This is a genomic window from Microbispora sp. KK1-11, assembly GCF_006874435.1.
Lineage (GTDB): Bacteria > Actinomycetota > Actinomycetes > Streptosporangiales > Streptosporangiaceae > Microbispora > Microbispora catharanthi.
Window position 1 is genome coordinate 155,284 of record NZ_VIRJ01000010.1, and the last position, 12,824, is coordinate 168,107.

The 12,824-nt window shown below is 70.0% G+C and carries 10 protein-coding genes; 6 read left to right on the top strand and 4 right to left on the bottom strand.

Translation table 11 applies throughout. The features are described from left to right. Positions 1 to 79: 79 nt before the first annotated feature. Positions 80 to 1,312: a HupE/UreJ family protein gene (locus tag FLW16_RS16895; RefSeq protein ID WP_142561047.1), complete on the bottom strand. Its 1,233-nt coding sequence runs from the start codon at positions 1,310 to 1,312 to the stop codon at positions 80 to 82. Between the two features lie 174 nt (positions 1,313 to 1,486). Between FLW16_RS16895 and FLW16_RS16900 the strand changes: the two genes are divergently transcribed. Beyond that, entirely contained in the window at positions 1,487 to 2,158 is a 672-nt protein-coding gene (locus FLW16_RS16900; protein ID WP_185949456.1) for a hypothetical protein, read from the top strand. 62 nt (positions 2,159 to 2,220) lie between these two features. Here the strand turns inward: FLW16_RS16900 and FLW16_RS16905 are convergent, their stop codons facing one another. Together FLW16_RS16905 and FLW16_RS16910 are read right to left on the bottom strand one after the other, a co-directional pair. Beyond that, entirely contained in the window at positions 2,221 to 2,847 is a 627-nt protein-coding gene (locus FLW16_RS16905) for a class I SAM-dependent methyltransferase (protein ID WP_142561048.1), read from the bottom strand. A gap of 179 nt (positions 2,848 to 3,026) precedes the next feature. After that, positions 3,027 to 3,659, bottom strand: a complete 633-nt coding sequence (locus tag FLW16_RS16910) for an NAD(P)-dependent oxidoreductase (protein WP_142561049.1) — start codon at positions 3,657 to 3,659, stop codon at positions 3,027 to 3,029. 52 nt (positions 3,660 to 3,711) lie between these two features. On the opposite strand from FLW16_RS16910, the gene FLW16_RS16915 reads away from it, so the two are divergent. Beyond that, a complete protein-coding gene (locus FLW16_RS16915; RefSeq protein ID WP_142561050.1) occupies positions 3,712 to 4,191 on the top strand; it encodes a MarR family winged helix-turn-helix transcriptional regulator in 480 nt (159 codons plus the stop codon). On the opposite strand, the gene FLW16_RS16920 is transcribed toward FLW16_RS16915, so the two are convergent. Beyond that, positions 4,192 to 5,382 carry an MFS transporter gene (locus FLW16_RS16920; protein ID WP_142561051.1) on the bottom strand — a complete coding sequence of 397 codons (1,191 nt, stop codon included), beginning with the start codon at positions 5,380 to 5,382 and terminating at the stop codon, positions 4,192 to 4,194. 717 nt (positions 5,383 to 6,099) lie between these two features. Between FLW16_RS16920 and FLW16_RS16925 the strand changes: the two genes are divergently transcribed. From FLW16_RS16925 to FLW16_RS16940, 4 genes are all read left to right on the top strand, one after another. Next, the gene (locus FLW16_RS16925) at positions 6,100 to 6,792 is read left to right on the top strand and encodes a phosphoribosylanthranilate isomerase (protein WP_142561052.1); all 693 of its coding nucleotides are present in this window, start codon (positions 6,100 to 6,102) and stop codon (positions 6,790 to 6,792) included. After that, on the top strand, positions 6,789 to 7,484 hold the full coding sequence (gene upp / locus FLW16_RS16930; RefSeq protein ID WP_221891127.1) for a uracil phosphoribosyltransferase: 696 nt from the start codon (positions 6,789 to 6,791) through the stop codon (positions 7,482 to 7,484). Before FLW16_RS16925 ends, upp begins: the two co-directional genes overlap by 4 nt. 266 nt (positions 7,485 to 7,750) lie before the next feature. Next, positions 7,751 to 11,848, top strand: coding sequence for an amino acid adenylation domain-containing protein (locus FLW16_RS16935; RefSeq protein ID WP_142561053.1), 4,098 nt, complete (start codon positions 7,751 to 7,753; stop codon positions 11,846 to 11,848). 9 nt (positions 11,849 to 11,857) lie between these two features. Continuing rightward, on the top strand, positions 11,858 to 12,799 hold the full coding sequence (locus FLW16_RS16940; RefSeq protein ID WP_142561054.1) for a pseudouridine-5'-phosphate glycosidase: 942 nt from the start codon (positions 11,858 to 11,860) through the stop codon (positions 12,797 to 12,799). The last annotated feature ends 25 nt before the right edge of the window (positions 12,800 to 12,824 follow it).

The window sequence follows — 12,824 nt, forward strand, 5'->3', positions numbered from 1 at the left end:
ACGATTTCGGGATTCGGTGTCGCGAAGATGAACATGGGGCAGGCGGGCCGTTGCGCTTGCCGGAAGTTGTGGCGTGATCTCAGATTCCGAGAACGCGTTGCACGAACCACACCAGGCCCATCGCGGACACACCCGCCGCGATCGCCCCGGTCGTCCACAGCCCCGCGATCGGCCGGCGGTGGCGGAGCAGGGCGAGCAGCGGGAAGACGGCGACGATGATCGTCAGCTGGACGACCTCGATGCCCACGTTGAAGACGAGCAGCGACCACAGGAGCGTCCACGACCAGGCCTGATCGATGCCCAGCGCCGCCGCGAAGCCGAGACCGTGCACGAGGCCGAAGCAGAAGACCACCGCGAGCCGCGTCCAGCCCGCGCGGTCCAGGCCGAGGCGGCCGTGACCGGCCGTGTCCAGCGCTGCGGCGTGCGACCGGCGTCGCCAGAGGCGCCACAGATGCCAGCCCGCGACGACCGCGATCGAGAGGGCGATGACGGGCTCGACGAACGACGCGGGCACCTCCACGAGGCCGAGGGCGGCGAGGACGAAGGTCACCGAGTGGGCCAGCGTGAAGGTCGTCGCCGCCAGCACGATCTCGCGCAGGCGGCGTGACCCCGCGATGAGCGCCAGCAGGAACAGGATGTGGTCGAGCCCGCCGAGCAGGTGCTCGGCTCCGAGCCGGAAGAACTCCCAGAACCGCTCCAACCAGGACTGCTGCGTGGAGAACGACCGATGCCGGGCGTCGAGGGCGGTGCTTCCGGACTTCAGGTCGAGGTCGTAGGTGACGATCGTCTTGCTGTCGCGCACGTACCCCTCGGAGCCGGCGAACAGCGCGCTGCGCACCTCGTGCGCCTCGGCGGACCCCGGACACCGGTAGTCGAGGGTCAGCCGCGCGTACGGGACGCCCTCGCGTCGCCCGATCGTGAAGCCGCCGTCCTTGACCGGGGCGCACGCCTTGCCCCCGGCGGTGACGCCGAAGCGTTCTGTGACGTACGCGACGACCGAGCCGGCGTGGGCGTCGAGCGCGGCGGCCTGCTGTGCCGCGTCACCGGCCTCGAACGCCGCGGTGCCCGCTCTGAAGAGCGGGTCGTCCTTCTCGTAGTCGGCGGCGGAGACGACGAGCAGGTCGTACTCCAGCTGGAGCTCGGTGCGGACGTGCCCGGCCTGGGGTGAGACCAGGTCGGCGTAAACCGTCGAGGTGAACCCGTGAGCGAGGGCGGGCGGGGCACCCAGCAGAGCGGAGAGGGCACTGAACAGGACGGCCACGGCTGCGGCGGCGATGACAGCACAGACACGACGCCGAGCGGCGGGGGACATATGACTCCTTTTCGGCTTTGGCGTACGAAATCTGCTCGATTGAGATGAACGAGCGGCATCTCGCACGAGAACCGTCGAGGAACCACGTCCGGCGGAGACCGCCTCGGAGCCGAATGCCGCGAATCATGCGGTAGGAAATAGGCGCACTTCCCGGCGCCCCGAAGGACGATCCCCATGCGCTCTCGGCTTCTGCCTGCCTGCACCCTGGCCGCGGCAGTCGCGACCGCCCTGCTGGCCGGCGGATGCGGCTCCGGCGACGACTGGTCCCGGCCGCACGCGAAGCCCACCGCCGTCGGCACCCCCGGCCCGGGCTTCTTCCCGGCCGCGTCACCCGCCCCGGAGGCGACGATCACGCCCAGGCCCGGCTCCTGGAACGGGGTCCGCCCGCCGGAGGGCTACCGCGTGGTGCTGCTCACCGCGGGGGAGGACCACCAGACCACGACGCTGGTGAGCGCGGTGACGGCGTGGGCCGAGGAGGAGCACGTCAGCCTCAGAACCCTCACGGCCACGCGGCCGGACCGGTTCGTGCCCACCATCAGCAGGGCGATCGACATGAGGCCCGACCTCATCGTCAGCGCCGGCGACGACCTCGTCGACCCCCTGGCCCTGGTCACCCCCAACCACCTCGACCAGCAGTTCCTCGTGGTCGGCGCGGAGCTGGCCGAGCCTACGGAGAACGTCACCGCCGCCGACTGGACCGGTGCGTCGTTCCGCGGCGAGGGGCTCGGCATGTCCTCGGCGTACGATCCCGCCAGCTTCACTCCCGAGCGCGCCGGGCGTGCGGTCCGGGCGGGTGCCGCGGCCGTGCTCAACGGCATGACCGGCATCGTGCTCTGGCTCGACTAGCAGGCGACGCCCGCCCACTGCGGCAGGATCCGCGACGGCCAGGGGTTCGCGAGCCGATCGGGTCAGGGCCGGACGGCCAGCACCCGGAAGCTGATCCCGCGGGTCAGCCGCGTCACCGACTCGATCGCGAAACCGGCCTGCTCAAGGTAGGGCCGGGGATCGCGGGTGAGGTAGTCGGCTTCGAACCGCACCGACAGCGGTTCCAGCAGCCGCATCCCGGCCCGGATGACCGGGTTGCTCGACGGCCCGTGCTCGGCCAGCACGAACCGCCCGCCCGGCCTGAGCACGCGGTGGGCCTCGCGTGCCGCCGCCAGCGGATCAGGGATGGTGCACATCGTGAACGTGGACAGCACCGTGTCGGCGACGCCGTCGGGGAGGTCCAGGCGCTGCACGTCGCCCTGCCGCAGCTCGACGCGCTCGCCGAGACCGGCCTGCGCCACCCGCCGCCGCGCCAGTTCCAGCATGCGCTCGGACAGTTCGATCCCGACGACCGTGGTGCCGGCGCCGTACAGCGGAAGGTTGAGCCCCGTGCCGACCGCCATCTCTACCACGTGACCGCGCGCCTGCCCGACCGCCCACTCCCGGCTGCCGGGAAACAGGCGGCGCTCCCAGGCCAGCATCTGGCTGTCGTACCGGTCCGCCAGCCGGTCGAACACCCGGCGTACGTCGGCATCCGTGGTAGCGCGCATCGACCGCCCCCTCACACTGGGGACACTACCTCCCGGAGGCCAACCGGCCGCGAAACCCGGCGTTCGCGCTCTCGATCAGCCGGTTCGGCGATCTTGACATGGGCGGGTACAGGGACCGGATCCGGCAACGCGGGAACGGCCGAGAGGCGCGGCTTGCCCGGCCGTTCCCGGGAGCGTCTTCAGTACGCGACGGTGAAGCGGGCCCGGTGGTGGCGCGGCCGTTCGGCCTCGTCCAGCAGCGCGACCGCGAGGTCCTCCATCGAGATCCTGGACTCGCCGTCGGCGTCGACCACCAGCTCGTCGCCGCCCACCCGGTACAGGCCGGTCCGCTCGCCGGGGACGAGCAGGTCGGCCGGGCTCAGGTAGGCCCAGTCCACGATGGTGTTGGCCCGGCAGGCCGCCAGCTGCTCGACGCACGCCGCCGCGATCGGCTGCAGGAAGGACGGATAGCCCGCCCGGTCCATCAGGCGGCCGCCGCCCTCGACGGTCAGGCTGCCCGCGCCGCCGACGAGCAGCAGGCGTGCGCCGGTCTTGGCACACGCCGCGAGCAGTGTGGTGGCGACCGTGACCAGTTGGCTCTCGTCGCCGGGCGCCGGGCAGGTCGCGGTGATCACCAGGTCCTGTTCGGCGGTCAGCGCGACGACGTCGTTCACGTCGGTCGCGTCGCCGACCCGGGCACGTGCCTCGCCGGGCAGTCCGGCGAGCCGCACCGGATTGCGGGCCACGCCGGTCACCTCGTGTCCGCGGGACACGGCCTCGGCGACGACGCGTCTGCCCACGTTCCCGGTCGCCCCGAACACTGTGATGCGCATGCAGCTGTTTCCTCTCGATTTGGGCGGGTGCCGCGGGCGGTACCCTTGCCGTGTGCCGGATCATGTGGACCGTGTCCTGCAGCAGTGGGCCGACGCCCGGCCTGACCTGGACGTGTCCCCGATGGCGGTCTTCGGCCGGCTGTCGAGGCTGACGCAGCTCGTCAACAACGAGCTGCGCCGCACGTTCGCCGAGCACGACCTGGACCCCTCGTCGTTCGACGTCCTGGCCACCCTCCGCCGTGGCGGCCGGCAGGCCCCGGCCGAGCTGATGCGTTCCGCCATGATTACTTCAGGGGCGGTCACCCAGCGCCTCGACCGGCTGGAGGCGCGGGGCCTGGTGACGCGGACGCCCAGCGACGTCGACGGCCGTGGTGTCCACGTCGATCTGACCGACGCCGGTCGCGAACTCATCGACCGGGCGCTGCCCGACCACGTGGACACCGAACGGCGCCTGCTCGCCGGGCTCACCCCCGCCCAGCGGGAGAACCTGGCCGAGACCCTCAGGCAACTGCTGATGTCGCTGGGCGACTGACTAGACCCGCTTGGCGCCGGACACCACGAGCGACGTCAGGAGCACGAGCCCCGCCGCGACCCACAGCACACCGGTCACCGCGACCGCCCCGACGATGAGGCTGGCGAACAGCGCTCCCAGCGCGATCGCCAGGTTGAACATGCAGGTGTTCAGCCCGGTGGCGGCCTCGATGCCCTGGGGCGCCGCCTTGATGATCCAGGTCTGCACGCTCACCGGCAGGCCGCCGAACGCGAAACCCCACGCGATCAACAGGATCGACCCGGTGACCGCGTTGCCGCCGAGGAACGGGAACGCCGCCAGGATGACCGCGAGCGCGACGCTGACCACGACGATCGTGCCGCGGACGTTGCGGCCCGCCCACGAGCCGGCGATGAGGTTGCCGATCATCCCCGCCACGCCGTAGGCCAGCAGCAGCGGACCGATGAACGCCGCGCCGACCCCGGAGACGTCCTGCAGGATCGGGCTGACGAACGTGAAGGCGCCGTAGTGCCCGGACACCAGCAGGAAGGTGGCGACGACACCGATCCGGACGGCGGGCGTGCGCAGCTGCTCGCCCAGCGTGCGCAGCCGGACGGGCTCGGTCGCCGGCATCTTCGGCAGCAGCACGGACAGCGCGATCACGAGCAGGAGCGCGACCGCGGCGACCGCGCCGAACGCGATGCGCCACCCGGTGAGCTCGCCGACGAGCGTGCCGGCGGGGACACCGAGGACGTTGGCGGCCATGGCGCCGAAGAAGATCAACGAGGTGGCCCTTGCGACATGCGCCGGGGGGACCAGCCGGACACCGAGGCCCGCGGCGAGCGACCAGAACCCTCCGATGCTCACGCCCACGAACAGCCGGGCCACCATCAGCACGGCGTACGTGGGGGTCACCGCGGACACGACGTTGGCCACCAGTGCCAGCAGGATCAGGCCGAGCAGGACCACCCGCCGGTCCAGCCCGCGGATCACCACGGGGAGCAGCGGCGCGGTGGCGGCGGCGACCAGGCCGGACACGGTCACCATCAGGCCGACCTCGCCGTCCGAGACGTGCAGGCCGTCGCCGATGGCCGTGAGCAGGCCCATGGGCAGGTTCTCGACGGTCACCACCAGGAAGGTCCCCAGTGCGACGGCGATCACCGCGATCCAGTTCTTGAGGGGGACGCGATCTGGCCTGTCGGTCCCGGCGGAGACGGACTCGATGACTGTCATCTGGTTCCTCCTGTGCGCGTGGGCCCGGTCCGGGCAGGCGTGAACGAACGTCGTGCGTCGGTTGGGTCGAGCTGTCGTGCCGATGGCCCCGGCGGCCGTGGATCAGTGGCAGGCAAGTTCGCTTAGCACTAAGAGACATTACCTTAGCGCTAAGCGATTGCGCCAGACGGGAGGCCGTCCGGGTTCGAGGTGCGCGGGCCGATGGCGGCACCCGGGCAGCGTGGACGGGCGCGAGATCCGGTGACCGCGGCGCCCGGCGCCGGGGAACCGTGCCGGCGGCCGATCCGGCGAAAGCCATTGCTTGTGGTGCATTCTCACCACCGTTTCTCGCGCGTGCTCGTCGGGGCACTCCGAAACGGAGGCTAGTTCCGCGTTTCCCGCCGGGTCAACGAGAGTCGCACGCGACTCGGGACGGGCCGTTTCGCGATAGGGGTCGTAAGGGGTTGCGGCCCGTCTCTTCCGCGCCCAGCTCGGGGGCACCCGAAAAGTCCAAAGGTGTCACGGATCGTCCTGACATGCTGTGGGGCCGCTAGGGGTTGTGGGAAAAGCCCGCCGCCGCGAATTCTGAATACGCCTCGCAGGCCGGAGTATTCGCGCCGTTGCGAATTCCATCTCGAAAGGCCGAACTTTCGCGAGCCGCTCAATGCCATCGTTCGTGGCCGATTGCAATTCGTTTCCGACCGAGGCCGCTCAGGCCGGTTCGAAAGGCGGGTCAACATGCAGGGACTGATTCAGGTGGCCGGTGTCATCGACCAGGCCGAGGCGGACCTGATCCGCGAGGAAGGCGCGGACTGGCTCGGCTTCGCCTTGCGGCTGCCGGCGAAGAACGAGGACCTGTCCGAGGAGGACGCCGCGGCGATCGTCAAGGAGATCCAGCCGGAGCACAGGGGCGTCGTGATCACCTACCTGACCGACGCCGAGGAGATCAAGACCTTCTGCGAGGAGCTGGGCGTCACCGCGATCCAGCTGCACGGCGACGTGACGGGCGAGGAACTGCGGAAGCTGCGGCGCATCGCCCCCGACCTGTACGTGCTCAAGAGCCTCGTGGTCAAGCAGGACAACCTCGACGAGCTGACCGCGATCGTGGACGAGGCGGCCGAGTGGGTCGACATGTTCATCACCGACACCTTCAACCCGGCCACCGGTGCCAAGGGCGCCACCGGACTGCTGCACGACTGGTCGATCAGTGCGGAACTGGTCCGGATCTCGCCCAAGCCGCTGATGCTCGCCGGCGGGCTGAACCCGGACAACGTCGCCGCCGCCATCGCCGAGGTGCGCCCGGCCGCGGTCGACGCGCACACCGGCCTGGAGGACCCGGTGACCCGCCGCAAGGACCGGCTCAAGGTGCGCAAGTTCGTCCAGGAGGCCCGCAGGGCCTTCGCCGAACTGCAGGCGGGTGAGAAGGCATGACCATCACGATGACGCAGGCGACCGGCACCACGAACGACACCACGAACGACACCGTGCATCTGCTGCCGCAGACCAGGCAGCTGCGGGCCCTGCACACGATCATCCGAGACCGCGACGCCGACCTGGAGCGCTTCGTCACCACGTCGGGCCGGATCATCCGCCAGCTCGTCGAGACGGCCCTGGATCTCCTGCCGTTCGAACCGTCCGACGTGCAGACCCCGGTGGGGCGCACCTACCACGGCCTGCGGCCGGCCAGGCCGATCTGCGGGGTGTCCGTCCTGCGCGCCGGGGAGAGCATGGAGCACGAGCTGCGTGCGATGTCGCCGGGAGTGCGGATCGGCAAGATCCTGATCCAGCGGGACAAGGTCACGAAGCTGCCGCGGCTGTACTACTCCGCGCTGCCCGCGGACATCGACCGGCACAGCGTGCTGCTGCTGGACCCGATGCTGGCCACCGGCGGGACCGCGCTGGCCGCCATCGAGGTGCTGCTCGCCCACGGGGTCGCGGAGGACGACATCGTCTTCGTCACCCTGCTGTCGGCGCCGGAGGGCATCGACGCGGTCCACGCGCGTCACCCGAACCTGCGGATCGTGACCTCGGCCGTCGAGGAACGGCTGAACGAGAACGCCTACATGATCCCCGGCATCGGCGACTTCGGCGACCGGTACTTCGGCACGGACGTCCCCCGTTGACACCTCCCCTCCCTGAGGGGAGGGGATTCCAACCGTCGCCGGCCAGATCTTTCCTGCTCCACCGGCGACAGCCCCGGGACGAACCCACCCCAGGGTTTCATCTGGCCTCCACAGGCTTCACGTCCCGTCGGCCCGGCGGTAGGCCCGACCGGCCTGCGGCGCAGCCCAGGCCGGTCATCCCCGCGGGTGAGCGCGGGAAACGGGTGACGGCGTCCGAGGGCCACGGCTTCCCAGTAACCCTTGTCCGTCCATCGCAGGGGGAGGAAATGATCACCACTCCAGTCGCTGAAGCGAGGCGGGAATCACCCGAGGACACCTGTCTTCCCGATCTGCTCGACGCTCAGGCCCGGTTGCGCCCCGACGCCACGGCGGTCGTCTGCGGAGAGCGGCGGCTGACCTTCCGCGAGCTCGCGGAGGGCGGCGCGGCCCTCGGCGGGCACCTGCGGGAGCTCGGCGTGGACCTCGACGAATGTGTGGGGCTCTTCGTAGAGCCGTCGATCGACCTGATGGTCGGCGTGTGGGGGATCCTCAGGGCCGGCGGCGCCTACCTGCCGCTGTCCCCCGAATACCCGGAAGAGCGCCTCCGCTACATGATCGAGGACGCCGGCGTGCGGGTCGTCGTCACGCAGGACGAGCTCGTGGACAGGCTGACCGAGCTGGCGCCCGCCGGGACGCGGATCGTCACCCTGAAGGACGCGGAGGGGGTCGCGGGTTCGCCCGGAGGCGACCGGCACCCCGGCCGTCACCCGGGCCTGCGTCCCCGCCACCTCGCGTACGTCATCTACACCTCCGGCAGCACCGGCAAGCCGAAGGGCGTGATGATCGAGCACCGCAGCATCGTCAGCCAGATGCGGTGGCTGCACGCCGGCTACGGGATCGACCAGGACAAGGTCATCGTGCAGAAGACGCCGATGAGCTTCGACGCGGCGCAGTGGGAGATCCTCGCGCCGGTCTGCGGCTCCGTGGTCGTCGTGGGCCCGCCCGGGGTCTACCGGGACGCCGAGCGGCTCATCGACGTCATCAGGACGCACGACGTCACCACGCTGCAGTGCGTTCCGACGCTGCTGACGGCGCTGCTCGACACCGAGGAACTGCAGAGCTGCACCTCGCTCACGCAGGTCTTCACCGGCGGCGAGGTCCTGTCCAAGGTGCTGGCGACGAGCTTCTTCGACACCATGCCCGGGTGCGCGCTGATCAATCTGTACGGCCCCACCGAGTGCACGATCAACTCGTCGGCGTACACCGTGGACCCGGCGACCGTCGACGAGGGCCCGAACGCGATCTCGATCGGGGCGCCGGTCGACCACACCGACTACCACATCCTCGACCTGGCCGGGGCGCCGGTGGCCGTCGGCGAGATCGGCGAGCTGTTCATCGGAGGCGTCCAGGTCGCCCGCGGCTACCTGCACAAGCCCGAGCTGACGGCCGAGCGGTTCGTGGACGACCCGCTCGGCGAAGGCAAGCTGTTCAAGACCGGCGACCTCGCGTACTGGAACGCCGACGGCACCGTCCAGTTCGTCGGCCGCGCGGACAACCAGGTCAAGCTGCGGGGGTTCCGGGTCGAGCTGGACGAGATCAAGCTGGCCATCGAGACCCACGAATGGGTCAAGCACGCCGCGGTCATCGTCAAGAACGACCCGCGCACCGGGTTCCAGAACCTGATCGCCTGCGTGGAGCTGAATCCCAAGGAAGCGGCGCTGATGGACCAGGGCAACCACGGCGCCCACCACCAGTCCAAGGCGAGCCGGCTCCAGGTCAAGGCGCAGCTGTCCAACGCCGGGGTCCGGGACGCCGCGGAGCTCGACGGCAGGCCGGTGGTCGACCTGCCCGGCAGGCAGGCGACCGCGCGGCAACGCGGGCTGGCGTTCGCCCGCAAGACCTACCGGTTCTACGAGGGCGGGGAGGTCGGCCGGGGCGACATCCTGAAGCTCCTGGCCAGGAAGGCCGACGGCGCGCGCTCCCGCGGCCTCGACACCGTCGGCCTGGAGGATCTCGGCGAGATCCTGCGCTACTTCGGCCAGCACCTCAGCGAGGAACGCCTGCTGCCGAAGTACGCGTACGCCTCGCCGGGGGCGTTGTACGCGACGCAGCTCTACCTGGAGATCAACGGGATCGGCGACCTCCGGCCGGGCTTCTACTACCACCACCCCGTGGACCACCGCCTCGTGCTGATCGGGCCGGCCGCCGGGGGAGCGGAGCCTCGGGTGAGGCTGCACTTCGTCGGCAAGAAACGGGCGATAGAGCCGGTCTACAAGAACAACATCCGCGAGGTCCTGGAGATCGAGACCGGCCACATGGTCGGCCTGTTCGAGGAGGTGCTGCCCGACTACGGCCTGGACATCAGGCCCCTGGAGTACGCGCCGGCGGCGAAGGACCACCTGGACTGCGCCGCCGAGGACTACTACCTCGGCACGTTCGAGCTGGTCCCGTACGCGGGTCCGCGCCAGGACGAGGTCGACCTCTACGTCCAGGCGCATCCCGGGAAGATCGCCGACCTGCGGGCGGGGCAGTACGCCTACGAGAACGGGCGGCTGCGGCTGATCTCCGACGAGCTCATCCTCAAGAAGCACGTCATCGCGATCAACCAGCAGGTCTACGACCGGTCGAGCCTCGGGATCTCGGTGATCAGCAGGAACGCCGAGGACTGGCTGCACTACATCGACCTGGGACGCACGCTGCAGCACCTGTCGATGAACGACGTCAACATCGGGTTCATGTCGTCCGGATACAGCTCCAAGTCCGGCGACGACCTGCCCTCGGCGCGCCGGATCGACGGCATTCTCCGCTCCAACGGCCGGCCCACCGGCCCGTCCTACTTCTTCATCGGCGGCCGCGTGAGCGACGAGCAGCGGCTGAGCGAGGGGATGAAGGAGGACTCGGTCCACATGAAGGGACCGGCGGAGATGATCAGGGACGACCTGATCAACTTCCTGCCGGACTACATGATCCCGAACAAGGTCGTGGTGCTGGACCGGCTCCCGTTCACCGCGAACGGGAAGATCGACGTCAGAGGGCTGGCCGAGTCCGACGCGACGAACGTGGACAACGCCGACCGGCCGTACGTCGCGCCGCGGACGATGACCGAGCGCCGGATCGCCGAGCTGTGGAAGAAGGCGATGAAGCGGGAGACCGTCTCGGTGGAGGACGACTTCTTCGCCTCCGGCGGCAACTCGCTCATCGCCGTCGGGCTGATCAACAAGATCAACCGGGAGTTCTGCGGCTCGCTGCCCCTTCAGGTGCTGTTCGAGTGCCCCACGATCGAGAAGCTCGCCCGGCGGCTCGACGGAACCGAGTCCGAGACGTGCTCCCGGCTCGTGCCGCTGCAGCGGGAGGGCACAGGCCGGCCCATCTACTGCTGGCCGGGCCTCGGCGGCTACACGATGAACCTGCGCACGCTGGCCGCCAGGATGGGCGCCGCCCAGCCCTTCTACGGGATCCAGGCGTACGGGATCAACCCCGAGGAGGTGCCGTACGCGACCATCGGCGAGATGGCGGCCGAGGACGTCAAGGCGATCCGGCGGCTGCAGCCGTCCGGTCCCTACACGCTGTGGGGATACTCGTTCGGCGCGCGCGTCGCGTTCGAGGCCGCCTACCAGCTGGAGCAGGCCGGTGAGCGGGTGGAGCACCTCTTCCTGATCGCGCCGGGCTCGCCGAAGGTCCATCTGGCGGGCACGTCCGAGCACGGGCGCGAGGCCGGCTTCGGCAACAAGGCGTACGTGACGATCCTCTTCTCGGTCTTCGCCGGCACGATCACCGGGCCGCTGCTGGAACGGTGCCTGGCCGAGGTCGTGGACGAGGAGAGCTTCGCCGCCTTCATCCACCGCAGCTTCCCCGACCTGGACATCGACCTCGTACGCCGGATCATGCGGGTGGTGGGCGAGACCTTCGAGTTCAGCTACACCTTCCGCGAGCTGGCCCAGCGAAGGATCGACGCACCGATCACCATCTTCAAGGCCAGGGGCGACGACTACTCGTTCCTGGAGAACGCGAGCGGCTATTCGGCGACGGCCCCGGTCGTCGTCGACCTGGAAGCCGATCACTACGGCCTGCTCAAGGAACCGGAGATCGACGAGCTGGTCGCAGCCATCACGGATCGTGTCGGGACCCACCGTAAGGAGATCATCATGCCGCACGTCAGCATCAAGCACTTCCCGGTGCCCCTCACCGAGCAGCAGCACTCCGACCTGGTCGCCGCGGTGACCAAGGCGATGACGAGCGCCTTCGGCTGCGAGGAGGGCTCGGTGTCGATCATCCTGGAGCCGGTCGCGAAGGAGCTGTGGGACGAGAAGGTCTACATCCCGGAGATCCTCAACCAGAAGCACAAGCTGAACAAGCTGCCGAACTACGGCCCGGCCGCGAACTGAGGGGCGACGATGACCCGGGAGCATGGGCGCGTCCCGCTGGTTTACAGCGAGGAGGTCGCGGACGCACTCGCCGAGGGGCGGCCGGTGGTGGCGCTGGAGTCGAACGTCATCACCCACGGCCTGCCTTATCCGGACAACGCCGCGACCGCGCGGAAGGTCGAGGACGCCGTCCGCGCGGGCGGCGCGATCCCGGCCACGATCTGCGTCGAGGGCGGCCAGATCAAGGTCGGCATGACGGACGAGGACGTCGAGCGGTTCGCCTCGACGCCCGGCATCCCCAAGGTCAGCAGCCGGGACCTGCCGGTGATCCTGGCCCAGGGCGGGCTCGGCGCGCTGACGGTGGCCAGCTCGGTGGTGGCGGCGGAACTGGCCGGCATCCCGTTCTTCTCGTCGGCCGGCATCGGCGGGGTGCACCGGGGCGCGGAGAAGACGATGGACGTCTCCTCCGACCTGATCCAGTTCACCCGGTCGAAGGTGGCCGTCGTCTGCGCCGGGGCCAAGAGCATCCTCGACCTGAACCTGACGATGGAGTATCTGGAGACCCACTGCGTGCCGGTGGTGTCGTACCGGTCGGACGACTTCCCCGCGTTCTACTGCGTCTCCAGCGGCATCCGCAGCCCCCAGCGGCTGGACGACGAGCGGGTGATCGCACGGGCGGTGGAGAACCACTGGGCGCTCGGCAACAACAGCTCGTTCCTGATCACCACGCCGGTGCGGGAGGAGGACGCGATCGACGCGTCCGAGGTGGACGCGGCCATCACCGGCGCGATGGCCGCCGCCGAGCGGGACGGTGTGCGCGGCAACGCGATCACCAAGTATCTGATGCGCGCCGTGGACGCGGCCACCGAGGGCCGGTCGTCCAGGGCGAACATGTCCGTGCTCGTCAGCACGGCGGAGGTCGGCGGCCGCCTGGCCGCCGCCCACGCGCGGTATCTCAGGGAGACCGCCTGATCCGAGCGCCGCACCGCCCCGGAGC